The organism is Brevundimonas sp. FV1ye7S, from assembly GCF_058680995.1.
Genome location: NZ_CM178726.1, coordinates 2,236,091 through 2,257,876 on the forward strand (window position 1 = coordinate 2,236,091; position 21,786 = coordinate 2,257,876).

The following is a 21,786-nucleotide window of genomic DNA, read 5'->3' on the forward strand; positions in this document are numbered from 1 at the left end:
CATGGTGGAGCCGACGGAGATGGGGGTGCTGTAGGCGGTGTCGCTTAGACGCGACGACGCTTGGGCGGACGGCAACCGTTGTGCGGCATCGGCGTGACGTCGCGGATGGTGGTGATCGTCAGACCGACCGACTGCAGCGCGCGCAGGGCCGATTCACGGCCGGAACCCGGACCCGAGACATTCACTTCCAGCGTCTTCACGCCGTGTTCCTGCGCCTTCTTGCCGGCGTCTTCAGCCGCCATCTGGGCCGCATACGGGGTCGACTTACGCGAGCCCTTGAAGCCCATGTGACCGGCCGACGACCAGGAAATCGCATTTCCCTGCGCGTCGGTGATGGTCACCATGGTGTTGTTGAAGCTGGCGTTCACGTGGGCGACGCCCGAGGTGATGTTCTTGCGCTCGCGCTTCTTTACGCGACCCGGTTCCTTGGCCATGTGTCTGTCTTACTTCTTCTTGCCGGCGATCGGCTTGGCGGGACCCTTGCGGGTGCGGGCGTTGGTGTGCGTGCGCTGACCGCGGACCGGCAGGCCCTTGCGGTGACGCAGGCCGCGGTAGCAGGCCAGGTCCATCAGACGCTTGATGTTCATCGACGTCTCGCGGCGCAGGTCGCCCTCGACCGTATGATCCTTGTCGATCGTTTCACGGATCGACAGGACTTCGGCGTCCGTCAGCTGGTTCACCCGGCGAGCCGGCTCGATGCCGACCTTCTCGGTGATGTCCTTGGCGGCGGCGGGGCCGATGCCATGGATGTACTGAAGCGCGATTTCAACGCGCTTGTTGGTCGGGATGTTGACGCCAGCAATACGGGCCACGAAATTCTCCAGATACGCGTTAGTCAGACGCAACAAACGCTCCGGTTAACAAACCAGGAGCGTGGCGCCCTTCGCGGGAAGGCGCCCTTATACAGATGATTCACATCGCGTCAACGCCTGGGTGGATCGAAGACAAGCGAAGGCCGCTGCGACTTGAATGCCCGGCGTGCGTGCGGACGTCAACGCGGCCGATTGCCGAAGTCGATTCCCACCACCAGCCTCTGGCCCTCCACCGGACGGCCGCCCTCTGTCGGGGGCAGGACGCGGAACTGATCGACCAGGCGCAGGGCCGCCTCGCCGAAGCCCAGACCCGCCGGCGTCTCGCTGATCACCCGGCAGTCTTCCAGCCGCTGGTCCAGGCGAACGACACAGGACAGGGCCGCATTGCCGTATCGGCTGCGCGCCGCCCGGGGGTGGTTGGCGCGGATTTCCGACACGGGCGGAGAGCGGAGCACCCGCGCCCGGGTGGAGCCGGCGCCCGGCCCTGAGCCCGATCCTACCCCGGATCCGCTGCCGCTCCCCTGCCCGCCCTGGCCGAAACCGGGCGCCGGCGAAGGCGCGGGCGCGACGCCGACGACCGGGGCCGGCTCAGGCGCCTGTTTGGGCGGGGCGGGCAGTTCGACAGGACGTGGCTGCTTCAGCGGCGGGGGCGTGTGGATGCGCGACGGCGCGGCTGGGGCGCCTCCCCCGATCTCCGGCGCAGGCGGCTCAAGCGAGATCGGCGGCGGCGGCTCATAGAGCAGGACTTCGACCGGGCGGGGCTGCGTCCCCAAGGTCTCCGGCGCCCTGCCCTTCACCTGGCCCAGCAGCAGGGCGAGGCCCAGCTCGGCGCCGGCCACGCCGACGAAAACGACGAAGGCGCGCCAGCGTCTGCGGGCGCGCCTTCTTTCATGAGGGGTCTTGGCGTCAGGCATCGGTCGTCTAACGCCCGACGCCCGGTTTGGTCACGCCAGAGCTTCGTCGATCGCCTTGGCGACGGAGTCGATGGAGCCCATGCCGTCCGCTTCGGTCAGCTTGCCCTGGGCTTCATAATAGGGAAGCAGCGGGGCGGTGTTGCGGTTGTAGGCGTCCAGACGCACGACGAAGGTGTCGGGATTGTCGTCGGGACGGCCCTGTTCGGCATAGCGTTTGGCGATCCGCTCCAGCAGGGCGGAATCATCGACCTTCAGCCGCACCACGGCGTCGATCTGGGCGCCGCGCTTGGCCAGCATGGCGTCCAGGGCCTCGGCCTGGGCCACGGTGCGGGGGAAGCCGTCGAAGATGGCGCCGCCGGCGGCCTCGGCCTCCGGCAGGCGATCCTCGATCAGGGCGATGACGATCTCGTCCGTCACCAGATCGCCGCGCGCCAGCACGTCCTTGACCTTGAGCCCCAGCTCCGAGCCCGAGGCGATGGCGGCCCGCAGCATGTCGCCGGTCGAGAGCTGGACCATGCCCCGCTCTTCGACCAGCCGCTTGGCCTGTGTCCCCTTGCCCGCCGCCGGCGGTCCGAACAGGATCAAGTTCACGCGTAGGCCCTCCCCAGGCTTCTTGTAGTCAACTCAGCGCCGCACCGGAGTGGGCGCGCCACGACCGCCGCGACCGCGCAGCTTGGCCTTCTTGATCAGGCCCTCGTACTGGTGCGCCAGCAGTTGGGACTGGATCTGGGCCACAGTGTCCATCGTGACCGACACGACAATCAAGATAGACGTTCCGCCGAAGTAGAGGCTGTTGCCCATCTGGGCGACCAGGAACTCGGGCAGCAGACAGACGGCGGTGATATAGGCCGCGCCGATCACCGTCAGACGGGTCAGGACATAGTCCAGATACTCGGCCGTGCGCTTGCCCGGACGGATGCCCGGCAGGAAGCCGCCGTATTTGCGCAGGTTCTCGGCCGTGTCCTCCGGGTTGAAGGTGATCGAGGTGTAGAAGAAGCAGAAGAAGATGATCAGGGCCGCGTACAGGGCCATGAACAGCGGCTGGCCGTGCGTCAGCTGCGACGTGACCAGCGGCAGCCAGCCCAGATAGTCGGGCAGGTCCGCGTTGGCGGTCAGGCTGGCCACCGTGGTCGGCAGCATCAGCAGCGACGAGGCGAAGATCGGCGGGATGACCCCGGCGGTGTTGACCTTCAGCGGCAGGAACGAGCGTTCGCCCCCGGCCATGCGGTTGCCTTCCTGGCGCTTCGGATACTGGATCAGAAGCCGGCGCTGGGCGCGTTCCATGAAGACGATGAAGACCACGGTCGCCACGGCCAGAACGGCGATGAACAACAGGGCGAAGGCGGACATCTGACCCTGCTGGGCCAGGCCCAGCATGCGGGCGATGGTGGACGGCAGGACCGCCACGATGCCGGCGAAGATGATCAGCGAGATGCCGTTGCCGACGCCGCGCGCCGTCACCTGCTCACCCAGCCACATCAGGAACATGGTGCCGCCCGTCAGGGTCACGACGGTCGAGACCAGGAAGAAGATCCCCGGATTGTCGACCAGACCCGGCTGGGCGTTCAGACCCGCCGCGATGCCCAGCGACTGGGCCAGGGCCAGAAACACCGTCAGATAACGGGTGTACTGGTTCAGCTGCTTGCGGCCGCTCTCGCCGCCTTCCTTCTTCAGCTTCTCCCAGGGCGGATACACGGTGCCCATCAGCTGCACGATGATCGACGCCGAAATATAGGGCGCGACGTTCAGCGCGAAGATGGCCATCCGCTCGACCGCGCCGCCCGAGAACATGTTGAACATGTCCAGGATGCCGCGCTGACCCGAAGGGTCCTGGAAGAACTGCAGGAAGGCCTGCGAATTGATGCCCGGGATCGGAACGTAAGTCCCGATGCGATAAACCAGCAAGGCGCCCAGCGTGAACAGCAGGCGCTTGTGCAGCTCGGTCGCTTTCGCGAACGAGCCCATGTTCATATTGGCGGCGAGTTGTTCTGCGGCCGAAGCCATTATGCGTCCCCACGACTGACAGAGTCGTCAGATAGGCGGAAAGCGGCCCTCATGCGAGGGCCGCTTCCGTTGTTTCGTCGTCGCAGGTGTAATCAGGCCACGGCCTAGTCCAGCCGCGACGACGCGTTGCTTAGGCCTTGGCGGCGGCGCGCTTGGTGCGGGCCGAGATCTTGTTCTCGTCGCCGCGCGGGGCCTTCGGAGCCGGAGCCTTGCCCTTGGCGGCGTTGCGCTTCTCGACGCGCGCAGCGGCCTTGGCTTCGGCTTCGATACGTTGTTCCAGCACGGTGCCGCCAGCGGCTTCGATGGCCTTCTTGGCGCCGGCGGTGGCCGACCAGACGACCAGATTCAGGGCTTGCTTGACTTCACCGGTGCCCAGCAGACGCACGCCGTCCTTGACGCGACGGATCACGCCGGCGGCGACCAGGGCGTCGCCCTTCAGTTCCGACTTGGCGTCCAGCTTGCCGGCGTCGATGGCGTCTTGCAGGCGCCACAGGTTCACTTCGGCCAGCTTCAGGGCGTTCGGGTTGTTGAAGCCGCGCTTGGGCATGCGCATGTACAGCGGCATCTGGCCGCCTTCGAAGCCCAGCAGGCTGACGCCGGTACGCGACTTCTGACCCTTGACGCCGCGGCCCGAGGTCTTGCCCTTGCCCGAACCGGGGCCACGGCCGACACGCATGCGCTTCTTGTGCGCGCCTTCGTTGTCGCGGATTTCGTTCAGTTTCATATGCCTGATCCTTTCGGGTTCTAGCGCCCGGACATCGTCCGGACTCGGCGGTGAAAAAAGAAAGTGGCGAGTGGCGAGTGATGAGTGTCGAGTCAAGAGAAATCGGCTGAACCGACCCTCAAACTACTCGTCACTCGCCACTCACCACTCGCCACTTCGCGTAGCGAACAGTCTTACTTTTCGACGATCTCGGTCAGGTGGGCGACCTTGGCGATCATTCCACGAACCGAAGGCGTGTCCACCAGGGTCGATTCACGGCCCAGGCGGTTCAGACCCAGGCCCACCAGGGTGGCGCGCTGGTCGTTCTTGCGGCGGATCGGCGAACCGGTCTGCTTGACGGTGACGGTCTTTTGCTCGGCCATGATTTAGGACTCCACAGCTTCGGGCGCCGAGGCGCCGTCGTTGCGACGGCCCATCAGATCCGCGACCTTCTTGCCGCGCTTGGACGCGACCTGACGGGGCGAGGACTGGACCTTCAGCGCTTCGAACGTCGCGCGGATCATGTTGTAGGGGTTCGACGAGCCGGTCGACTTGCCCACGACGTCCTGGACGCCGAGGGTTTCGAGCACGGCGCGCATCGGACCGCCCGCGATGACGCCGGTCCCGGGAGGGGCGGCGCGCATCATGATCTTGCCGGCGCCCCAACGGCCGTTGCCGTCGTGGTGCAGGGTGCGGTTCTCGCGAAGCGGAACGCGGATCATGGTCTTCTTGGCTTCTTCGGTCGCCTTGCGGATGGCTTCCGGCACTTCGCGCGCCTTGCCGTGACCGAAACCGACGCGGCCCTTGCCGTCGCCGACGACCATCAGGGCGGCGAAGGAGAACCGACGGCCGCCTTTGACGGTGGCCGCAACGCGGTTGATGTGAACCAGCTTCTCGACGATGTCCGAATCCGGACCGTCGACAGCGGGACCGTTGCGATTGTCACGACGGTTGCGATCGTTACCGCCGCCGCCGCGCTGGGGTTGATGCGCCATGCTTCGCGTCCCTTAGAAGTTCAGGCCGGCTTCGCGCGCGGCTTCCGCCAGCGCCTTGACCCGGCCGTGATAGATGTACTCGCCACGGTCGAAGACGACGTCCTTGACGCCCTTCTCGATGGCGCGTTCGGCGATCAGCTTGCCGATCGCTGCGGCTGCGGCCGTGTCCGAACCGCGCTTGCCCTTGCCGCCTTCCAGCGACGAGGCCGCAACGACGGTCACGCCCTGGGCGTCGTCGATGATCTGGGCCGAGATGTTCTTGTCCGAACGGTACACCGACAGGCGCAGACGGCCGTTGGCGACGGCCTTCAGGCGGCGACGGGTGCGCTCCGAGCGGCGCTTGGCTTGTTGTCGAAGAGAAAGAGCCATGACTTACTTCTTCTTGCCTTCCTTGCGACGGACCTTCTCGCCCGCGTAACGGACGCCCTTGCCCTTGTAGGGCTCCGGCGGACGCAGCTTGCGGATGACCGAGGCGATCTGACCGACAGCCTGCTTGTCCGAACCCAAGATCTTGATCTCGGTTTGCTTCGGAACAGCGAAGCTGACGCCGGCCGGGGGATCGATGTCGACTTCGTGCGAGAAGCCGAGCTGCAGCGACAGGGCGTTGCCCTTCATCGCGGCGCGGTAACCGACGCCGACCAGCTCAAGCGACTTCTCAAAGCCGGTGGTGACGCCGACGACCATGTTGTCGACCAGCGTGCGCGACAGGCCCCACATCGCGCGACCGCGTTGCGTGTCCGACCGCAGGCCCAGCGACAGTTCGTCGCCTTCCCGGGTGACTTCGATTTCCTCGGCGACGGTCCAGGAGCTCTCGCCCTTGGGGCCCTTCACGGAGACGGTCTGACCGTCGAGCGTGACAGTCACGCCCTTCGGCACAGCGATGGTTTTCTTGCCAATACGGGACATATCAGTAGACCCTGCAGAGGACTTCGCCGCCGACGTTGGCGTCACGGGCAGAAGCGTCGGACATGACGCCCTTCGAAGTCGAGAGGATCGAGATGCCGAGGCCGTTCTTGACGGGCTTCAGATCGCCGATCGCCGAATAGACGCGGCGGCCCGGCTTGGACACGCGCGCGATCTCGGCGATGACGGGCTGACCGTCGAAGTACTTCAGCTCGATCTCGAACTGCGGAAACTCACCCGGGTTCTGAACCAGGTTGTAGCCGCGGATGTAGCCTTCGTCCTGCAGCACGTCGAGGACGCGCTGACGCAGACGGGAAGCGGGGGTCAGCACCTTGGAACGCTTGCGGGTCGCCGCGTTCTTGATGCGAGCGATCATGTCGCTCAGGGGATCGTTGATCATCATGTCTGTTCGCTCCCCTTACCAGCTGGACTTGGTCAGGCCAGGGATCTGGCCCTGGTTGCCGAGTTCGCGCAGCGCAATCCGGCTCATCTTGAGCTTGCGATAGAACGCACGCGGACGACCGGTCACTTCGCAACGGTTGCGAATACGGGTCGGCGCGGAGTTGCGCGGCAGTTCAGCCAGCTTCAGGCGCGCGTCGAAACGCTCCTCAAGCGGCAGGTTTTCGTCGTTGGCGGTCGCCTTCAGGGCGGCCCGCTTCGCGGCATACTTCGCAACCAGGGCCTTGACGGCTTCGTTGCGGTTTACGGCGCTCTTCTTAGCCATTGTTCTCTTCCCTTCCCGCTCAGTTCTTCACGAACGGGAACTTGAACTCGGTGAGGAGAGCCTTGGCTTCCTCATCGGTCTTGGCCGTGGTGCAGACGATGATGTCCATGCCCCACATCTGGTCGATCTGGTCGTAGTTGATTTCCGGGAACACGATGTGTTCCTTCAGACCGGTGGCGTAGTTGCCGCGACCGTCAAACGACGTGCCCTTCAGACCACGGAAATCCTTCACGCGCGGCAGCGCGATCGTGATGAACCGGTCCAGGAACTCGTACATCTGGTCGCCGCGCAGGGTGACCTTGCCGCCGATGACCATGCCCTCGCGCAGCTTGAAGCCGGCGATGGAGTTACGGGCCTTGGTGGCGACGGCCTTCTGACCGGCGATGGCCGTCAGATCCTTGAGGGCGGCGTTCGCCTTCTTGGAGTCCGCGACGGCTTCGCCGATGCCCATGTTCAGGACGATCTTGTCCAGCTTGGGCACCTGCATTTCGTTCGTGTAGCCGAACTTTTCCTTCAGCACCTGGCGGATGCGCGCCTGGTACTCGCCCTTGAGGCGCGGGGTGTACTTCTCGGTAGCCATCAGATGACGTCTCCCGTCGTCTTGGCGATGCGGACCTTGGTGTCCCCATCGATCTTGAAGCCGACGCGGGTCGCCTTGCCGTTGGCGTCGGCGATCGCGACGTTCGACAGGTGAAGCGAGGCTTCCTTGTTCTTGATGCCGCCCTGCGGGTCAGCCTGGCTCGGGCGCGTGTGGCGCTGAACCATGTTGACGCCTTCAACCAGGACGCGGTTTTCGGAGGGCAGGACCTTCAGCACGTTGCCCGTGCGGCCCTTGTCCTTGCCGGTGAGGACGACGACGCGGTCGCCCTTTTTGATCTTGGCGGCCATGTTACAGGACCTCCGGAGCCAGCGAGATGATCTTCATGTGGTTCTTGGCGCGCAGTTCGCGGGGAACCGGGCCGAAGATCCGCGTGCCGACAGGCTCGTTCTGCTTGTTGACGATGACGGCGGCCGACTTGTCAAAACGGATGACCGAGCCGTCCTTGCGTTGGATGTCCTTGGCGGTGCGCACGACGATGGCGCGAACAACGTCGCCCTTCTTCACGCGGCCACGCGGGATGGCTTCCTTCACGGAGGCGACGATTGTGTCGCCGATCGAGGCGTAGCGGCGCTTGGAGCCGCCCAACACCTTGATGCACATGACCCGGCGGGCGCCCGAATTATCGGCCACTTCCAGGTTAGTTTGCATCTGGATCATAAGATCAGATCCTTCTGATTACGAGGCGGAGGCGTTGGAAAGGACTTCCCAGCGCTTCAACTTGGACTTCGGGGCGCACTCGACGATGCGAGCGATGTCGCCGACTTTGAGCGCGTTGGCTTCGTCGTGCGCGTGATACTTCTTCGAAAGACGAACGATCTTCTTCAGAACAGGGTGAAGCAGCGTGCGCTCCACCTTCACGACGACGGTCTTTTCGCCCTTGTCGGACACGACCACGCCTTCGAGAATTCGCTTGGGCATATTCGTTTCCTTACGAGGCCGCACGCTTCTCGCGCAGAAGCGTCGAGATGCGGGCGATGTCTTTGCGCACTTCACCCACGCGGTGGGTTTTTTCCATTTGGCCGGTGGCCGCCTGGAAACGCAGGTTGAACTGTTCCTTCTTGAGCTTCAGCAGCTCGTCGGACAGTTGGTCGGTCGTTTGCGACCGCAGATCGGCGATCTTGGTCATTAGGCGGCTACCTCGACATGGGCGACGCCGGCGTCGATACGGGTCACGACCTTGGTGCGGACCGGCAGCTTGGCGGCGCCGAGACGGAGCGCTTCACGGGCCACTTCGTCCGTCACGCCGTCGATTTCAAACAGGATGCGGCCGGGGTGGCAACGCGCGGCCCAGTGGTCCACGGCGCCCTTGCCCTTACCCATCCGGACTTCGGCCGGCTTGCCCGTGACGGGCAGGTCGGGGAAGACGCGGATCCAGACGCGGCCCTGGCGCTTCATCTGGCGGGTGATCGCGCGGCGAGCCGCTTCGATCTGACGCGCAGTGATGCGTTCCGGCTCCAGCGTCTTCAGGCCGTACGACCCGAAGTTCAGCGAGAAGCCGCCCTTGGCCGAGCCGTGGATGCGGCCCTTGAAGGCCTTGCGGTACTTGGTCTTCTTCGGTTGCAACATGACTTAGTTCTCACGTCCCCGGTCGCGACGCGGACCGCGGTCGCCACGGGGGCCGCCGCGTTCGCGGCCTTCGTTCGAGGACGGACCCGACGCTTCCTGGGCCCAACGCTTGTCCTGGGCCATCGGATCGTGCTCGAGCACTTCACCCTTAAACACCCAGACCTTCACGCCGATGATGCCGTAGGTCGTCTTGGCTTCGTAGAAACCGTAGTCGATGTCGGCGCGCAGGGTGTGAAGCGGCACGCGACCTTCGCGATACCATTCCATCCGCGCGATTTCCGCACCGCCCAGACGACCCGAGACGTTCATCCGGATGCCCTTGGCGCCCAGACGCATGGCCGACTGCATCGAGCGCTTCATGGCGCGGCGGAAGGCCACGCGACGCTCGAGCTGCTGGGCGATGTTCTCGGCGATCAGCTGCGCATCGGTTTCCGGCTTGCGGACTTCGATAATGTTCAGGTGAACTTCACCTTCGGTCTGGGCCGAGATGTCCTTGCGGAGCTTCTCGATGTCAGCGCCCTTCTTGCCGATCACGACGCCCGGACGGGCGGCGTAGATGGTGATGCGGCACTTCTTGTGCGGGCGCTCGATGATGATGCGCGACACGCCGGCGGCGGCCAGACGTTCCCGCAGCCACTCGCGCAGCTTCAGGTCCTGGTGCAGCAGGCGGGAATAGTCGGCGCCGGCGGCGAACCAACGGCTGTCCCACGTACGGTTCACGCCGAGGCGCAGACCGATCGGATTGATTTTCTGACCCATCAGGCGGCCTCGCCGGCTTCACGGACCACGATGGTGATCTCGCTGAACGGTTTCAGGATGCGCGACGAACGGCCACGAGCACGGCTCGCGAAACGCTTCATCACCAGGTTCTTGCCCACGAAGGCCTCGGCGACGACCAGGTTGTCGATGTCGAGGTTGTGGTTGTTCTCAGCGTTCGAGATCGCCGAATACAGGACCTTGCGGACGTCGGTCGCGATACGCTTACGGCTGAATTCCAGCTCGTTCAGCGCCTTCTGAACCGGCATGCCGCGGATCGATGCGGCGACCAGGTTCAGCTTTTGCGGGCTGATGCGCACGTTGACCAGCTTGGCGCGGGCCTCGGTCGGGGCGACCCGACGAATGTTCTTGGTCTGGGCCATCAGTTACTTCCTTTTGGCCTTCTTGTCCGCCGCGTGACCCGGGAAGTTCCGGGTCGGGGCGAACTCGCCGAGCTTCATGCCGACCATCTCTTCCGAGACCGACACGGGCACATGCTTCTGACCGTTATGGACGCCGAACGTCAGACCGACGAACTGCGGCAGGATGGTGGAGCGGCGCGACCAGGTCTTGATCACGTCCTTGCGGCCCGACGTTTGAACGGCGTCGGCCTTCTTGAGCAGATACCCGTCGACAAACGGGCCTTTCCAGGAGGAGCGGGCCATTCTTAGCGAGCCTTCTTAACGTGGCGGGTACGGATGATGTACTTGTCCGTAGCCTTGTTCTTGCGGGTACGGGTGCCCTTGGTGTCCTTACCCCACGGCGTAACGGGGGTGCGACCACCAGAGGTCCGGCCTTCACCACCACCGTGCGGGTGGTCGATCGGGTTCATGGCGACGCCGCGGACGTGCGGGCGGAAGCCCATGTGACGCTTGCGACCGGCCTTGCCCAGGTTCTGGTTCATGTGGTCGGGGTTCGAAACCGCGCCCACAGTGGCGATGCAGCCGTCCAGGACCATGCGCAGTTCGCCCGAGCCGAGACGGATCTGGGCGTAGCCCTGATCGCGACCCACCAGCTGGGCGTAGGCGCCGGCCGAGCGAGCCAGCTGGGCGCCCTTGCCCGGCTTCATCTCGATGTTGTGGATGATCGTACCCACCGGCATCGAACGAAGCGGCATGGCGTTGCCCGGCTTCACGTCGGTCTTTTCGCCCGCGATCACCGTGTCGCCGGCCTTAAGGCGTTGCGGCGCGATGATGTAGGTCTTCTCGCCGTCTTCGTAGGTCACGAGGGCGATGAAGGCCGTGCGGTTCGGATCGTATTCCAGACGCTCGACCGTGCCGACCATGTCCCACTTGCGACGCTTGAAGTCGATCTTGCGGTACAGGGTCTTGGCGCCGCCGCCACGGAAGCGGACCGCGATGCGACCGCCCTGCCCGCGTCCGCCCGACTTGGTCAGGCCTTCGGTCAGCGACTTTTCCGGACGGCCCTTGTGGAGCTCCGAACGGTCGACCAGCACGAGGGCGCGACGGCCCGGCGAGGTCGGATTGTAATGTTTCAAGGCCATCTGATCAGAGCCCCGTGGTGACGTCGATCGACTGGCCGTCGGCCAGGGTCACGATCGCTTTTTTGATGTCGACCCGGCGACCCAGGATACCCCGGAAGCGCTTGGTCTTGCCCTTTTGAACCAGGGTGTTGACCTTCAGGACGTTGACTTTGAACAGGCTTTCGACCGCCGCGGCGATCTCGTCCTTGGTCGCCGTGTCGGCGACGCGGAAGACGACCTTGTTCTGCTCGGACAGGATCGTGGCCTTTTCGGTGATCACCGGGGCCAGGATGGTGTCGTAGTGCTTGGCGGTAGGTTGAGCGGCCATTACGCGGCTTCCTTATCGCTGAAGCGGGCTTCGATCGCCTCGATAGCGGCCTTGGTCAGCACCAGCTTGTCAGCCCGCAGGATGTCATAGACGTTCAGGCCGGCGTTCGGCAGCACGTCGATGTGCGGGATGTTGCGTGCGGCCAGGCCGAAGTTCGTGTCGACTTCGGGACCCGCGATGATGAGAGCCTTGGTCCAGCCCAGCTTGCCGAGCGTCTCGCGCAGCGAGGCGGTCTTGGCTTCCTTGACCGAGACGGTGTCGACGACGATCAGGTCGCCCGACTTCGCCTTGGAGGACAGGGCGTGACGCAGAGCAAGCGCGCGGATCTTCTTCGGCAGCGAGAAGCCGTGGTCGCGAACGACCGGACCGAAGGCGCGCGAACCGCCGACGAACTGCGGTGCACGGCGCGAACCGTGACGAGCGCCGCCGGTGCCCTTTTGCTTGTACATCTTCTTGCCCGTACGAGAATTCTCGTTGCGGGTTTGAACCTTGTGCGTGCCGGCGCGGCGCTTGGCCAGCTGCCAGTTGACGGTGCGGGCCAGGATGTCGCCGCGGATGTCGGAGATGCCGAAGACGGCGTCCGACAGTTCCACGTCGCCAGCGGCCTTGCCGTCGAGTTGGATGACAGAGAGTTTCATTACGCTTCACCGCCTTCGGTCGCTTCGACGGAGGCCTCTTCAGCCGGGGTCGAGGCGGGTTGAGCAGCAGACTTGCTCGACTTCAGCGCACCGGGGAACGGAGCGTCAGCCGGGCGAGCCTTCTTGATGGCGTCACGAACCTTGACGTAGCTGCCGTCGTGACCGGGGACAGCGCCCTTGATCAGGATCAGGCCACGCTCGGCGTCCACGCGGACGACGGTCAGGTTCTGGGTGGTGACGGTTTCCGCGCCGTAGTGGCCGGCCATCTTCTTGCCCGGGAAGGTCCGACCCGGATCCTGACGGTTACCCGTCGAACCGTGCGAACGGTGCGACAGCGAAACACCGTGCGTGGCGCGCAGGCCGCCGAAGTTCCAGCGCTTCATGGCGCCAGCGAAACCCTTACCGATGGTCTCGCCCTGGATATCGACCTTCTGACCCACAACGAAGTGTTCAGCCGAAAGTTCGGCGCCCACGTCCAGCAGACCTTCCGCATCGACGCGGAACTCGGTCACATAGGCTTTCGGTTCGACTTCCGCCTTGGCGAAGGTCTCGCGTTGAGCCTTGTTGGTGTTCTTGGCCTTCTTCGTGCCAGCGCCCAGCTGGAGAGCGACGTAGCCGTCACGCTCCTGGGTACGTTGGCCGACGACCTGGCAGCCGTCGAGCTGAAGCACAGTGACCGGTACGTGCGCGCCGTCATCGGCGAACACGCGGGTCATGCCCAGCTTCTTGGCGATCACGCCCGTGCGCATCGGATCCCGCCTCTTTCTACTTTAAATCTTGATCTCGACGTCCACACCGGCGGACAGGTCGAGCTTCATGAGCGCGTCCACGGTCTGCGGGGTGGGGTCGACGATGTCGAGCACGCGTTTGTGCGTGCGGATTTCAAACTGCTCACGCGACTTCTTATCGACGTGCGGAGAGCGGTTCACGGTGAACTTCTCGATCAGGGTCGGCAGCGGAATCGGACCGCGAACGGTCGCGCCGGTGCGCTTGGCTGTATTGACGATCTCGCGCGTCGAGAAATCGAGGACGCGGTGATCAAAGGCCTTGAGCCTGATGCGGATGCTTTGATCCATATCGGTGCTTACTTCCAATGCGGTCGGAGGACCGCGTCCCTGTGAACCATTTCAAAGACCGAAGGCCTTCGGGCATAGAGCCCTCAGGGAACGCAAATCCGCAAAAACGATCGGCCCACGCAGTCGCCTGCGAAGGCCGCTAAAGTCCTGGGTCACTGCAAAGAACAGGGTCTCAGGTCGTTCCTGCGAACCGCGTCTGCATCCGGGGATGCACAGCCGGTCCAACAAGAGTGGGGCTTATGCCTACCGATTCCATTTTCGTCAAGCGGCGAAACCGTGGGGGCGACAGGATTCCGTCAGGCCGGTTCCAGCGTCGCCGCAGGCTTCGAAATCGGCGCAGATCGCCCCGCCTCATCGACCGCCACCATGACGAATTCGGCCACGGCCGACCGGCGTCGTTCGCCGGTCAACAGCGCCTCGGCCCACAGCTCCACCTCTATGGCGACGGAGGAGCGGCCGACCCGCGTGACGCGCGACGCCAGTTCGATCATGTCTCCTTCTCTTATAGGCGACGAGAAGTCGATGCGGTTCGACGCCGCCATGACCATGACGCCCCTGGCCCGTCGGGTGGCGCGGATGAAGGCGGCCTTGCCCATCAGCTTCAGGGCGTCGCCGCCGTAGAGGGTGCCATAGTGGTTGGTCCAGGTCGGGAAGACCATCTCCGCCGTCCGCAGCCAGCCGTCCCCCGGCTCCTCCCGCTTGTCCGGAACCGGCGGCAGGTCGCCCTGCCCCGCTTCGCGGGGCGCCACCATGTTGAACACGCCGCGCGTACACAGGCGGCGCTCGCCGCTGACCGGCGCCTCGGCCCACAGTTCGACCTCGACCCCCATGGAGGTGCGGCCCACGCGAACCACCCGCCCCGTCGCCTCGACCATTTCACCGATCCGGGCGGGTGCGGCGAAGTCGATCCGCTCGCAGCCGGCCGTGACCGTGTGCCGCCGCGCATGACGCGCGGCGGCCAGGAAGGCGACCTTGTCCAGGTGCGCCAGACCGACGCCCCCGAACAATGTGCCGTGGTGGTTGGCGTCGCCGGGGAACACCATGTCTATAAGCGTGACGCTCATCCCCCTACGGCCTCCAGGCGCGCGGCCTTCGCGGCCGAGACCATATTGGTCAGCGCCGCCTCGGTCTCGGCCCAACCGCGGGTCTTCAGGCCGCAGTCCGGGTTCACCCACAGCCGGTCCGCCGGCAGCTTGCCCGCCGCCGCCGTCAGCAGGGCCGCCATCTCGTCCACCGACGGCACGCGCGGCGAGTGGATGTCATAGACGCCCGGGCCGATCTCGGCCGGATAGCGATAGTCGGAGAAGGCGTCGAGCAACTCCATCCTGGACCGCGAGGTCTCGATGGAGATGACGTCGGCGTCCATGGCCCCGATGGACTGGATGATGTCGTTGAACTCGGAATAGCACATGTGGGTGTGGATCTGGGTCTCGTCCCGCACGCCCGATGCGGTGATGCGGAAACACTCGACCGCCCAGTCCAGATAGGCCGCCCAGTCGGCGCGGCGCAGCGGCAGGCCCTCGCGCAGGGCCGCCTCGTCGATCTGGATCACGACGGCGCCCGCGGTTTCCAGATCGATCACCTCGTCACGGATGGCGAAGGCGATCTGGCGGCAGGTCTCGCTGCGCGGCTGGTCGTCGCGCACGAAGGACCAGTTCAGGATCGTCACCGGGCCGGTCAGCATCCCCTTCATCGGCCGCTCGGTCAGGCCCTGGGCGTAACGCCACCATTCCACCGTCATCGGTCTGGGCCGCGACACGTCGCCATAGATGATCGGCGGCCGCACGCAGCGCGAGCCATAGGACTGGACCCAGGCGGCCTTGGTGAAGACGAAGCCGGACAGCTGTTCCCCGAAATACTGGACCATGTCGTTGCGTTCGAACTCGCCGTGGACCAGCACGTCCAGACCCAGGTCTTCCTGCCATTTCACCGTGCGCGCCGTCTCTTCGCGCAGGAAGGCGGCGTAGGCGGCGTCGTCGATGACGCCCTTGCCGTGATCGGCGCGCGCCTTTCGAACCTCGGCCGTCTGGGGGAAGGAGCCGATGGTGGTGGTCGGATAGGCGGGCAGGTTCAGCCGCCGCTGCTGCACCGTGCGCCGGATCTCGAAGCTGGAGGTGCGGGTCGACAGGGCGGGGTCGGCGTCGGCGGCGCGCGCCTGGACCTTCGGATCATTGATGCGCGGCGAGGTGCGGCGCGAGGCGACGGCGGCGGTCGAGGCGTCCAGTTCGGCCTTCACCGCATCGCGGCCCTGGTTCAGGGCGCGGGCCAGGGTCGCCAGTTCGGCCACCTTCTGCACGGCGAAGGCCAGCCAGTTCCTGATCTCCGGCTCCAGGGCGGTCTCACGCTCCAGATCGATGGGGGTGTGGAGCAGCGAGCAGGACGGCGCCAGCACCACCCGGCGGCCCGAGGCGACCAGGGGCTCGACCCGGTCCAATACGGCGTTCAGATCGGCCTTCCACACATTACGGCCGTCGATGACGCCCAGCGACAACACCTGATCGGGACGCATGTCCGAAGCGACCGGGGCCAGTTGCTCCGGGGCGCGGATCAGGTCGAGATGCAGGCCATGCACCGGCAGCTTCAACGCCGTATGCAGATTGTCGCCCAGCGCGCCGAAATAGGGGGTCAGCATCAGCTTGATCGGCGGCGTCACATCGGCCAGCACGCGATAGGCGTGATCATAGGCGGCCTTGGCCTCGTCGCTCAGGTCCGTGACCAGGCAGGGTTCGTCCATCTGCACCCAGGTCGCGCCCGCGCGCGCCAGCGACCGCAACACCTCGGCATAGACCGGCAGCAGGCGAGGCAGCAGGCTGAGGACGTCGAAGTCGGCCCCGCGCGTCTTGCCCAGCAGCAGATAGCTGACCGGCCCCAGCAGCACTGGCCGGGTGTCGATCCCCTGCCCCCTGGCTTCCAGATACTCGTCCAGCGCCTTGGTCGAGCCCAGCCGGAAGACCTGATCCGCCGTGAACTCAGGCGCGAGATAATGGTAGTTGGTGTCGAACCATTTGGTCATCTCCATCGCCGGCGCGCCCTCACCGCCGCCGTGGACATGACCGTGTTCGCAGACCGGACTGTCGCCGCCGCGAGACCCCGGCGCCCCAGACCCTCTGGCCATGGCGAAATAGGTCGCCAGATCGACCCGATCTCCGCTCCAGCCATAGGCGGCGGGCACGGCCCCGACCATGGCGGTCAGGTCCAGCACCTGATCATAAAGAGAGAAGTCGTTCGACGGCACGATGTCGGCGCCCAGATCGCGCTGGCAGGCCCAGGTCAGGGCGCGCAGCTCGGCGGCGGTGGACAGCAGGGCGTCCCCGTCGATCTTGCCGGCCCAATAGGCCTCAAGCGCGGTCTTCAGCTCGCGCTTGAGGCCGATGCGGGGAAAGCCGAGGGTGGCGACCTGGACAGTGTGGCGGGTCATGACGTTCGAAACCTGTATTATGGCCAGGCTTCGGACAGGGTCGCGCGGACGCCGACGCGAACAAGGGTCCGGCGGCGCGCATGCGGCCTGACCGGACACCCCGCCGGAGGACGTTATCTGTCGGGGCAGGTCTCCTGGCTCACGGGTCGACGCCTCGGATCCGGCCTTCCCGGCGCGAACGCCAGTGACACGAGATGGACCCTCGACTCGCCGCTTACAGTTGCGGGGGCAGCGCCGGTTTCACACCGGCTTCCCTCTTAGCTCCACGCGCCCCGAAGACCGCGTGCAGACCACGACCCGGGCACATGACCGCAATCAAGCGCAGCCGTCAATACATATAAGGATATCCTTATATGATTGCGACCCGTTAACCCCTTGCCGCATGAAACGCGCGCGCGTGACACATTTCGACCACAAGGCGTGGCGGATGAGACACATGTCAGTTTCAAGACACTTATGTAACGACGGTTTATTGCTCAGCTTCTCGCGCCGACTGGTAGCAGCCGCCCTCCCCGGGCCTCCACCCGGGCACAGACTGCTAAGGACAAAAGAAAATGAAGACGATCCTCCTCGCCTCGGCCGCCGCCGCCACCCTGTTCGCCGCCCCGGCCTTCGCCCAGAACGCCATCGGTTCGGTCGGCGTGACCTACTCCAACCCGTCGGTCGAAGTCGCCGGCGATGACGTCGACGCCGACGTCTGGACCGTGGACGGCACCGTCGCCCTGCCGGCCGCCGACTGGACCGTGACCCTGAACGGCGCCGTCGACTACACCAAGGCCTTCGGTGAAGAAGACGTCACCGGCGTCGCCGCCGCCCACCTGACCAAGATGTGGACCTCGGACGTCCGCGCCGGCGCCTTCGTCGCCGCCAACGACATCGGTTCGGGCAACGATCCCGTCTGGACCGTCGGCGCCGAAGCCCAGAAGTACCTGTCCAACGCGACCCTGACCGGCCTGGTCGCCTACACCACGTCTGACGACAGCGACGCCGACATCTGGACCGTCGGCGGCGACGCCGCCTTCTACGTCATGCCGAACCTGCGCCTGAACGCCGGCGTCAGCTACAACAACGTGGACGTGGCCGGCGGCGACGTGGACGCCTGGACCTATGGCGTGGGCGCCGAGTACGAAATCGAGAACACCCCGTTCTCGGTCGGCGCCGCCTACACCCGCGCCGACGTCGACTCGATCGACGTCGACACCTGGTCGCTGGGCCTGCGCTACAGCTTCGGCGGCGGTCTGCAAGCGCGTGACCGCGCCGGCGCCGGCCTGAACGTCTCGTCGATCACGAGCGTCCTGGGCGGCCTGTAAGCAACGGCCTCCCTCACGGGATGAGAAGAGCCCCGGCGGAGCGATCCGCCGGGGCTTTTTTCATGTCCGGATCGACGCACGAAAAAGGCCCCCAGGGTTCCACGACCGGGGGCCTTTCCTCTCGCGGCGAGATACGGGTCTTAACGCCCGATATGAAGCGTCCCGGATCCGACGACGGTGCGGGACACTGAGCCTGTGGCGGCGGCGACGCGGACATTCCCCGAGCCGGCGATGGCGACGCTGAGGTCGCGGGTCGTTCCGCCGTAGCGGACGTCCCCGGACCCGCCGATGGCGACCGACAGCTTGTCCATCCGACCCTGGCGGACGTTCACCCCGCCCGAGCCGCCGATGGAGATGTCGCCCTGACCATTGGCGCTGGCGACCTCCACATTGCCCGAGCCGCCGACGGCGACCTTGAGGTCGCCGGTGCCGCCGGCCGAAACCGAGCCTGAACCGCCGACGCTGGCGTCCAGCGTCCGCGACGTCCCGGCGCGGATCGACCCCGAACCGCCGACGCCCAGCTCAAGGTCGCCGTCCACATTGGCGATGGTCCAGCCGCCGCAGCCGCCGCTGTCCAGTTCGACCGAGCGCGCGCCGCGTCCCACGGCGCCGAATACGGCGCCGCCGGCGCTGACATCCACGTTCCGCGGCGTGCGCAGGATGATCAGGGGCGCGTCCTCCAGCCGGATGCGGCCCAGATCGCGCACCTCGACCGTCGCGCCCTGGCCGGGCTGGGCTGCGTCTGCGCGGCCCGAGTTGCAGTTGCGTATGCCGTCGCCACGACCCCAGACGCCATTGCGGCGGAGCCCGCCGTCGATCTCCACGTCACGGCCGTTGCGCCGCACCTGTACGGCCGGCAGCCGTGACCGGCCCTGCGTCACCTCGACGGCGATGTCCTGTCGGTCCTCGACGATGACGACCACGCGCGCCACGGCGTTGCGGATCTCGACTTCGCCGGCCGATGCGGGCGCGGCGGCGGCCAACCCCGTCAGGGCGGCGACGGCGGCGGCGGCGATCAGAGCGGTTTTCATGGAGGCGTTCCCTTTCCCGGATATGAGGAAAAGGTGCGCGCTGGCGACCCGCGAGTCATTTTAACTCGAGGTCATGAACTCGAATTAACGGGTGGCGTTCAAGGCGCCCGCGCCGTCCGCAGCCCCGACCTCGGGCTGGAAGTCGCGCTCGAAGGTCGCGATCCGGCTCTTCATCGCCCCGGCTCGTTTCAAAGCCAGCGACGCCACCCAGCGCGCCGCCAGTTCCGGCGCCGCCATGCCGTCGGTGAGGCGCGGCTCGCCGCCCCGGCTGCGGATCACGGCGTTAGTGAACAGTGCGCCGTTTCTGAACCGCGACGGCCAGGTCTGGAAATCCATCGACAGGCTGACGCAGAACCGGTCCAGGTTCTCCACACGATGCGGCGCATACAAGGGCCAGGTCAGGGCGCGGCCGGGCTCCAGATCCATGACCTGGGCGTCGTTCTCGAACGCCAGATCATAGGGCAGTTCCTCCGTCGTCTGGCGCGCGACGACCTGTTCCATGCTGCGCTCGGGCAGATGCCGCTCGTCGCCCGGATAGACGAACAGCCGCTTGCGCCCGCGCAGATGGAACAGAACCACCCCCGCCGCATCGAAATGATAGGGCACCCGCGCCTTGGGCGAGGACAGGATCAGCTGGCCCGCGTTCCGCACAGCCCGCAGACCCGGATAGGTCGCCTGGATCGCGGCGAAATCCTTCATCGCCGCCGCCCACAATTCGGGCCAGGCCGTCTCGACCCCGCGCAGATTGACCCAGAGCCGGCCCTGTTTGATCGCCTCCAGCAGGTCCTCGCCCGACAGCCGCCCCCGCGCGCCGGTGCGCAAGGACACCTGGCCCGCGTCGTCGTAATCGTACAGATTGATGTCGAACAGTTCGGCCGGATAGCGGTCCAGCACGGCGGCCAGGGCCGCATCCTCGGCGAAGCCCTGTTCCACCAGGCTGTGCGGATGGGTTCCGGCCTCGGCGATGGGGCCGGGATAGCGGGTGCGGCGGCCGCTCATGATCGTATCCTCAGACATGGGCGACGCGCGTGGGCGTCTTCCTGCGGGCGGCGGCCTTGCTGACGGCGGACCGAACCGCGACGGCCGCGCCGCGCAGCCGCCCGACCGGCGAGGCCTCGCAGGCCTCGATGGTGGACCAGCGACGGCGCAGCGACGCCCGCAGCGCCTCGCCCCGGCCGCCCGCCTTGTCCAGCACCCCTACCGCTGCGTCGCCCAGGGCCTGGGTCAGGCCGGGCCGCATCACCACCGCCTCACGCACCGTCTGCCGGGCGTTGACGAAATACTTCTTGTAGCTCTCGCCCTCGAACCCGAAGTCGAAGACACGGAAACCCTCGGCCGAGGCCAGCCGCATCGTGTCCATGCTCAGCAGTATCCCCGGCGAGCAACGCGCCAGGCTGGGTTCATAGACCGGGAACCAGAAATGATAATGCCGACCAGCGTGTAGCGAGAACTCGATCGCCACCAGCTTGTCCCCCGCATGCATGGCCGCCATCGAGGCCCCGAAGTCAGGCCGGGGGTCCGCCATCAGGGCGTGGAGCAGGTCGCGCGTCCAGCCACAGGCGAAAATGTCGTGCAGGCCCGAGCGGCGATACTGGGCCGCCTTCAGTTCAATCAACTGGTCCAGCAGGGCGGGGTCGCGCAGGCCGCGTTCGACCCGAACGGGGCCCAGCTCGGCCTCCAGGCTGCGACGGGCCCGTTCCTTGTCCTTGAAATATTTACCGAAGGTCACGCGACGCTCGGCGTACCAAGCGTCGAAGCCGGCGTCCGGCATGGCGACCTGAACGGTCTCACGCGCCTGGCCGGTCTCGGCCGCGCCGATCCAGCCGGGGACGTTCAACCGGCGTGCATGAAGCAGGTGCGCCACCTGTTCCAGCGTGATGGTCTCGCCCTCGGCGGCGATCACGCCATGATAGTCGTTCATCGGCGCACCCAGCGGCTGCACCGATCCGCCGCGTTTCTGATGCGGGAAGAAGCCGACGATCCGCCCGCCGCGCCGAAACACGGCCACGGCCGCGCCTGGACAGACGCGGGCGGCGATCTGCGTATAGTCCCAGCGGAAATAGGGACTGGTCAGGGCCGGATTGGTCGTCGTCCAGTCGCGCCACAGGGCGATCGCGGCGGAGCCCATCGCCTCCGCGCTCATGATCTCGACCTGCAGCGTTTCGGCCATGCGCGTCCTCATGCGACCCTTGGGAGCAAGGTCCATTCCAGAAACCATGCGCCATGGCCCGTTTCGGTATGGTTCATCGTCATGGTGAACGGGGTGATATCGCCACAGCCGGGAGCCCCGCCGGCCCGCGCGCGTTGCCATCCTGCGGAGGCCTGCTCCGCCAGGAGACCCCCATGACAGACGCACGCCCCGACAATCGCAACGTAGAGAACGAAAACCTGCGTCCGGACCACGACGGCGAACCGCCGCGCCCCGCGACCGAACCCAAGGGCTCGGAAGGCTCCAGCAACTCCGGCGAGACCGCGACCGATCCCGCGACGGGCGAAGAGAACTGAACCCGACGCCTCCACGCCC

The 21,786-nt window shown here is 66.0% G+C and carries 33 protein-coding genes and 1 riboswitch; of the genes, 2 read left to right on the forward strand and 31 right to left on the reverse strand.

Translation table 11 applies throughout. The features are described 5' to 3' along the window. Positions 1-44 precede the first annotated feature (44 nt). From rpsK to metE, 28 genes are all read right to left on the reverse strand, one after another. Positions 45-434: a 30S ribosomal protein S11 gene (gene rpsK / locus ACW18C_RS10820; RefSeq protein ID WP_008264180.1), complete on the reverse strand. Its 390-nt coding sequence runs from the start codon at positions 432-434 to the stop codon at positions 45-47. A 9-nt stretch (positions 435-443) separates the two neighbouring features. After that, on the reverse strand, positions 444-812 hold the full coding sequence (rpsM, locus tag ACW18C_RS10825) for a 30S ribosomal protein S13 (protein ID WP_026108555.1): 369 nt from the start codon (positions 810-812) through the stop codon (positions 444-446). A 179-nt stretch (positions 813-991) separates the two neighbouring features. Next, positions 992-1,726 carry an energy transducer TonB gene (locus tag ACW18C_RS10830; RefSeq protein ID WP_492070875.1) on the reverse strand — a complete coding sequence of 245 codons (735 nt, stop codon included), beginning with the start codon at positions 1,724-1,726 and terminating at the stop codon, positions 992-994. A 30-nt stretch (positions 1,727-1,756) separates the two neighbouring features. After that, the gene (locus tag ACW18C_RS10835; RefSeq protein WP_008260031.1) at positions 1,757-2,317 is read right to left on the reverse strand and encodes an adenylate kinase; all 561 of its coding nucleotides are present in this window, start codon (positions 2,315-2,317) and stop codon (positions 1,757-1,759) included. Between the two features lie 33 nt (positions 2,318-2,350). Next, positions 2,351-3,730, reverse strand: coding sequence for a preprotein translocase subunit SecY (secY, locus tag ACW18C_RS10840; RefSeq protein ID WP_008262163.1), 1,380 nt, complete (start codon positions 3,728-3,730; stop codon positions 2,351-2,353). 130 nt (positions 3,731-3,860) lie between these two features. Further along, complete coding sequence (gene rplO, locus ACW18C_RS10845) at positions 3,861-4,454, reverse strand: 50S ribosomal protein L15 (RefSeq protein WP_008260404.1); 594 nt, start codon at positions 4,452-4,454, stop codon at positions 3,861-3,863. A gap of 173 nt (positions 4,455-4,627) precedes the next feature. Then, the gene (gene rpmD / locus ACW18C_RS10850; protein WP_008258716.1) at positions 4,628-4,816 is read right to left on the reverse strand and encodes a 50S ribosomal protein L30; all 189 of its coding nucleotides are present in this window, start codon (positions 4,814-4,816) and stop codon (positions 4,628-4,630) included. A gap of 3 nt (positions 4,817-4,819) precedes the next feature. After that, positions 4,820-5,428, reverse strand: a complete 609-nt coding sequence (gene rpsE, locus ACW18C_RS10855) for a 30S ribosomal protein S5 (RefSeq protein ID WP_008262674.1) — start codon at positions 5,426-5,428, stop codon at positions 4,820-4,822. A gap of 12 nt (positions 5,429-5,440) precedes the next feature. Then, positions 5,441-5,797, reverse strand: coding sequence for a 50S ribosomal protein L18 (gene rplR / locus ACW18C_RS10860; RefSeq protein ID WP_008259637.1), 357 nt, complete (start codon positions 5,795-5,797; stop codon positions 5,441-5,443). A gap of 3 nt (positions 5,798-5,800) precedes the next feature. Beyond that, a complete protein-coding gene (gene rplF / locus ACW18C_RS10865) occupies positions 5,801-6,334 on the reverse strand; it encodes a 50S ribosomal protein L6 (RefSeq protein WP_035307166.1) in 534 nt (177 codons plus the stop codon). Between the two features lies 1 nt (position 6,335). Next, a complete protein-coding gene (rpsH, locus tag ACW18C_RS10870; protein ID WP_008262310.1) occupies positions 6,336-6,734 on the reverse strand; it encodes a 30S ribosomal protein S8 in 399 nt (132 codons plus the stop codon). A gap of 15 nt (positions 6,735-6,749) precedes the next feature. Further along, the gene (gene rpsN, locus ACW18C_RS10875) at positions 6,750-7,055 is read right to left on the reverse strand and encodes a 30S ribosomal protein S14 (protein WP_008259854.1); all 306 of its coding nucleotides are present in this window, start codon (positions 7,053-7,055) and stop codon (positions 6,750-6,752) included. A gap of 19 nt (positions 7,056-7,074) precedes the next feature. After that, complete coding sequence (gene rplE / locus ACW18C_RS10880; RefSeq protein ID WP_008262588.1) at positions 7,075-7,635, reverse strand: 50S ribosomal protein L5; 561 nt, start codon at positions 7,633-7,635, stop codon at positions 7,075-7,077. Then, the gene (gene rplX / locus ACW18C_RS10885) at positions 7,635-7,943 is read right to left on the reverse strand and encodes a 50S ribosomal protein L24 (RefSeq protein ID WP_292148863.1); all 309 of its coding nucleotides are present in this window, start codon (positions 7,941-7,943) and stop codon (positions 7,635-7,637) included. Before rplX ends, rplE begins: the two co-directional genes overlap by 1 nt. Before the next feature lies 1 nt (position 7,944). Continuing rightward, positions 7,945-8,313, reverse strand: a complete 369-nt coding sequence (rplN, locus tag ACW18C_RS10890; RefSeq protein ID WP_003164378.1) for a 50S ribosomal protein L14 — start codon at positions 8,311-8,313, stop codon at positions 7,945-7,947. 18 nt (positions 8,314-8,331) lie between these two features. Beyond that, positions 8,332-8,574, reverse strand: coding sequence for a 30S ribosomal protein S17 (gene rpsQ / locus ACW18C_RS10895; RefSeq protein ID WP_008262472.1), 243 nt, complete (start codon positions 8,572-8,574; stop codon positions 8,332-8,334). Positions 8,575-8,584: 10 nt separating this feature from the next. Beyond that, positions 8,585-8,782 (reverse strand): 50S ribosomal protein L29, encoded by a 198-nt coding sequence (gene rpmC / locus ACW18C_RS10900; protein WP_008263673.1) that lies wholly within the window; start codon positions 8,780-8,782, stop codon positions 8,585-8,587. Next, positions 8,782-9,222 (reverse strand): 50S ribosomal protein L16, encoded by a 441-nt coding sequence (gene rplP, locus ACW18C_RS10905; RefSeq protein WP_008259917.1) that lies wholly within the window; start codon positions 9,220-9,222, stop codon positions 8,782-8,784. The genes rpmC and rplP overlap by 1 nt, the downstream gene beginning before the upstream one ends. Positions 9,223-9,225: 3 nt before the next feature. Next, the gene (gene rpsC / locus ACW18C_RS10910; protein ID WP_008264251.1) at positions 9,226-9,981 is read right to left on the reverse strand and encodes a 30S ribosomal protein S3; all 756 of its coding nucleotides are present in this window, start codon (positions 9,979-9,981) and stop codon (positions 9,226-9,228) included. Further along, positions 9,981-10,361, reverse strand: a complete 381-nt coding sequence (rplV, locus tag ACW18C_RS10915) for a 50S ribosomal protein L22 (protein ID WP_008262904.1) — start codon at positions 10,359-10,361, stop codon at positions 9,981-9,983. The genes rpsC and rplV overlap by 1 nt, the downstream gene beginning before the upstream one ends. Positions 10,362-10,364: 3 nt before the next feature. Beyond that, the gene (gene rpsS / locus ACW18C_RS10920) at positions 10,365-10,643 is read right to left on the reverse strand and encodes a 30S ribosomal protein S19 (RefSeq protein ID WP_008262211.1); all 279 of its coding nucleotides are present in this window, start codon (positions 10,641-10,643) and stop codon (positions 10,365-10,367) included. A 2-nt stretch (positions 10,644-10,645) separates the two neighbouring features. Then, the gene (gene rplB, locus ACW18C_RS10925; RefSeq protein WP_008259904.1) at positions 10,646-11,482 is read right to left on the reverse strand and encodes a 50S ribosomal protein L2; all 837 of its coding nucleotides are present in this window, start codon (positions 11,480-11,482) and stop codon (positions 10,646-10,648) included. Positions 11,483-11,486: 4 nt separating this feature from the next. Continuing rightward, the gene (locus ACW18C_RS10930) at positions 11,487-11,789 is read right to left on the reverse strand and encodes a 50S ribosomal protein L23 (RefSeq protein WP_008260292.1); all 303 of its coding nucleotides are present in this window, start codon (positions 11,787-11,789) and stop codon (positions 11,487-11,489) included. Continuing rightward, positions 11,789-12,427 carry a 50S ribosomal protein L4 gene (rplD, locus tag ACW18C_RS10935; protein ID WP_008260438.1) on the reverse strand — a complete coding sequence of 213 codons (639 nt, stop codon included), beginning with the start codon at positions 12,425-12,427 and terminating at the stop codon, positions 11,789-11,791. Before rplD ends, ACW18C_RS10930 begins: the two co-directional genes overlap by 1 nt. After that, positions 12,427-13,176, reverse strand: a complete 750-nt coding sequence (rplC, locus tag ACW18C_RS10940; protein ID WP_492070881.1) for a 50S ribosomal protein L3 — start codon at positions 13,174-13,176, stop codon at positions 12,427-12,429. The genes rplD and rplC overlap by 1 nt, the downstream gene beginning before the upstream one ends. Before the next feature lie 21 nt (positions 13,177-13,197). Next, positions 13,198-13,503 (reverse strand): 30S ribosomal protein S10, encoded by a 306-nt coding sequence (gene rpsJ, locus ACW18C_RS10945; RefSeq protein WP_003164367.1) that lies wholly within the window; start codon positions 13,501-13,503, stop codon positions 13,198-13,200. Between the two features lie 296 nt (positions 13,504-13,799). Further along, positions 13,800-14,567: an acyl-CoA thioesterase gene (locus tag ACW18C_RS10950; protein ID WP_492070883.1), complete on the reverse strand. Its 768-nt coding sequence runs from the start codon at positions 14,565-14,567 to the stop codon at positions 13,800-13,802. Next, on the reverse strand, positions 14,564-16,921 hold the full coding sequence (gene metE, locus ACW18C_RS10955; protein ID WP_492070884.1) for a 5-methyltetrahydropteroyltriglutamate--homocysteine S-methyltransferase: 2,358 nt from the start codon (positions 16,919-16,921) through the stop codon (positions 14,564-14,566). Before metE ends, ACW18C_RS10950 begins: the two co-directional genes overlap by 4 nt. A gap of 107 nt (positions 16,922-17,028) precedes the next feature. Further along, positions 17,029-17,231, reverse strand: a riboswitch (cobalamin riboswitch). Positions 17,232-17,475: 244 nt separating this feature from the next. On the opposite strand from metE, the gene ACW18C_RS10960 reads away from it, so the two are divergent. Further along, positions 17,476-18,231: a porin gene (locus tag ACW18C_RS10960; RefSeq protein ID WP_154726242.1), complete on the forward strand. Its 756-nt coding sequence runs from the start codon at positions 17,476-17,478 to the stop codon at positions 18,229-18,231. A 140-nt stretch (positions 18,232-18,371) separates the two neighbouring features. Here ACW18C_RS10960 and ACW18C_RS10965 read toward each other — a convergent pair whose 3' ends face one another. From ACW18C_RS10965 to ACW18C_RS10975, 3 genes are all read right to left on the reverse strand, one after another. After that, complete coding sequence (locus ACW18C_RS10965; protein WP_372705658.1) at positions 18,372-19,262, reverse strand: GIN domain-containing protein; 891 nt, start codon at positions 19,260-19,262, stop codon at positions 18,372-18,374. Positions 19,263-19,346: 84 nt separating this feature from the next. Next, positions 19,347-20,261 carry a transcriptional regulator gene (locus ACW18C_RS10970; RefSeq protein ID WP_492070887.1) on the reverse strand — a complete coding sequence of 305 codons (915 nt, stop codon included), beginning with the start codon at positions 20,259-20,261 and terminating at the stop codon, positions 19,347-19,349. A gap of 10 nt (positions 20,262-20,271) precedes the next feature. Then, positions 20,272-21,432: a GNAT family N-acetyltransferase gene (locus ACW18C_RS10975; protein ID WP_492070889.1), complete on the reverse strand. Its 1,161-nt coding sequence runs from the start codon at positions 21,430-21,432 to the stop codon at positions 20,272-20,274. A gap of 173 nt (positions 21,433-21,605) precedes the next feature. Between ACW18C_RS10975 and ACW18C_RS10980 the strand changes: the two genes are divergently transcribed. Beyond that, on the forward strand, positions 21,606-21,767 hold the full coding sequence (locus ACW18C_RS10980) for a hypothetical protein (protein ID WP_008259259.1): 162 nt from the start codon (positions 21,606-21,608) through the stop codon (positions 21,765-21,767). The last annotated feature ends 19 nt before the right edge of the window (positions 21,768-21,786 follow it).

Excerpts from the sequence above, each read along its gene's own strand:
- rpsK (WP_008264180.1), bottom strand. The coding sequence starts at position 434 with ATGGCCAAGGAACCGGGTCGCGTAAAGAAGCGCGAGCGCAAGAACATC.
- ACW18C_RS10830 (WP_492070875.1), bottom strand. The coding sequence starts at position 1,726 with ATGCCTGACGCCAAGACCCCTCATGAAAGAAGGCGCGCCCGCAGACGC.
- secY (WP_008262163.1), bottom strand. The coding sequence starts at position 3,730 with ATGGCTTCGGCCGCAGAACAACTCGCCGCCAATATGAACATGGGCTCG.
- rplO (WP_008260404.1), bottom strand. The coding sequence starts at position 4,454 with ATGAAACTGAACGAAATCCGCGACAACGAAGGCGCGCACAAGAAGCGC.
- rpmD (WP_008258716.1), bottom strand. The coding sequence starts at position 4,816 with ATGGCCGAGCAAAAGACCGTCACCGTCAAGCAGACCGGTTCGCCGATC.
- rpsE (WP_008262674.1), bottom strand. The coding sequence starts at position 5,428 with ATGGCGCATCAACCCCAGCGCGGCGGCGGCGGTAACGATCGCAACCGT.
- rplR (WP_008259637.1), bottom strand. The coding sequence starts at position 5,797 with ATGGCTCTTTCTCTTCGACAACAAGCCAAGCGCCGCTCGGAGCGCACC.
- rplF (WP_035307166.1), bottom strand. The coding sequence starts at position 6,334 with ATGTCCCGTATTGGCAAGAAAACCATCGCTGTGCCGAAGGGCGTGACT.
- rpsH (WP_008262310.1), bottom strand. The coding sequence starts at position 6,734 with ATGATGATCAACGATCCCCTGAGCGACATGATCGCTCGCATCAAGAAC.
- rpsN (WP_008259854.1), bottom strand. The coding sequence starts at position 7,055 with ATGGCTAAGAAGAGCGCCGTAAACCGCAACGAAGCCGTCAAGGCCCTG.
- rplE (WP_008262588.1), bottom strand. The coding sequence starts at position 7,635 with ATGGCTACCGAGAAGTACACCCCGCGCCTCAAGGGCGAGTACCAGGCG.
- rplX (WP_292148863.1), bottom strand. The coding sequence starts at position 7,943 with ATGGCCGCCAAGATCAAAAAGGGCGACCGCGTCGTCGTCCTCACCGGC.
- rplN (WP_003164378.1), bottom strand. The coding sequence starts at position 8,313 with ATGATCCAGATGCAAACTAACCTGGAAGTGGCCGATAATTCGGGCGCC.
- rpsQ (WP_008262472.1), bottom strand. The coding sequence starts at position 8,574 with ATGCCCAAGCGAATTCTCGAAGGCGTGGTCGTGTCCGACAAGGGCGAA.
- rpmC (WP_008263673.1), bottom strand. The coding sequence starts at position 8,782 with ATGACCAAGATCGCCGATCTGCGGTCGCAAACGACCGACCAACTGTCC.
- rplP (WP_008259917.1), bottom strand. The coding sequence starts at position 9,222 with ATGTTGCAACCGAAGAAGACCAAGTACCGCAAGGCCTTCAAGGGCCGC.
- rpsC (WP_008264251.1), bottom strand. The coding sequence starts at position 9,981 with ATGGGTCAGAAAATCAATCCGATCGGTCTGCGCCTCGGCGTGAACCGT.
- rplV (WP_008262904.1), bottom strand. The coding sequence starts at position 10,361 with ATGGCCCAGACCAAGAACATTCGTCGGGTCGCCCCGACCGAGGCCCGC.
- rpsS (WP_008262211.1), bottom strand. The coding sequence starts at position 10,643 with ATGGCCCGCTCCTCCTGGAAAGGCCCGTTTGTCGACGGGTATCTGCTC.
- rplB (WP_008259904.1), bottom strand. The coding sequence starts at position 11,482 with ATGGCCTTGAAACATTACAATCCGACCTCGCCGGGCCGTCGCGCCCTC.
- ACW18C_RS10930 (WP_008260292.1), bottom strand. The coding sequence starts at position 11,789 with ATGGCCGCTCAACCTACCGCCAAGCACTACGACACCATCCTGGCCCCG.
- rplD (WP_008260438.1), bottom strand. The coding sequence starts at position 12,427 with ATGAAACTCTCTGTCATCCAACTCGACGGCAAGGCCGCTGGCGACGTG.
- rplC (WP_492070881.1), bottom strand. The coding sequence starts at position 13,176 with ATGCGCACGGGCGTGATCGCCAAGAAGCTGGGCATGACCCGCGTGTTC.
- rpsJ (WP_003164367.1), bottom strand. The coding sequence starts at position 13,503 with ATGGATCAAAGCATCCGCATCAGGCTCAAGGCCTTTGATCACCGCGTC.
- ACW18C_RS10950 (WP_492070883.1), bottom strand. The coding sequence starts at position 14,567 with ATGAGCGTCACGCTTATAGACATGGTGTTCCCCGGCGACGCCAACCAC.
- metE (WP_492070884.1), bottom strand. The coding sequence starts at position 16,921 with ATGACCCGCCACACTGTCCAGGTCGCCACCCTCGGCTTTCCCCGCATC.
- ACW18C_RS10960 (WP_154726242.1), top strand. The coding sequence starts at position 17,476 with ATGAAGACGATCCTCCTCGCCTCGGCCGCCGCCGCCACCCTGTTCGCC.
- ACW18C_RS10965 (WP_372705658.1), bottom strand. The coding sequence starts at position 19,262 with ATGAAAACCGCTCTGATCGCCGCCGCCGCCGTCGCCGCCCTGACGGGG.
- ACW18C_RS10970 (WP_492070887.1), bottom strand. The coding sequence starts at position 20,261 with ATGAGCGGCCGCCGCACCCGCTATCCCGGCCCCATCGCCGAGGCCGGA.
- ACW18C_RS10975 (WP_492070889.1), bottom strand. The coding sequence starts at position 21,432 with ATGGCCGAAACGCTGCAGGTCGAGATCATGAGCGCGGAGGCGATGGGC.
- ACW18C_RS10980 (WP_008259259.1), top strand. The coding sequence starts at position 21,606 with ATGACAGACGCACGCCCCGACAATCGCAACGTAGAGAACGAAAACCTG.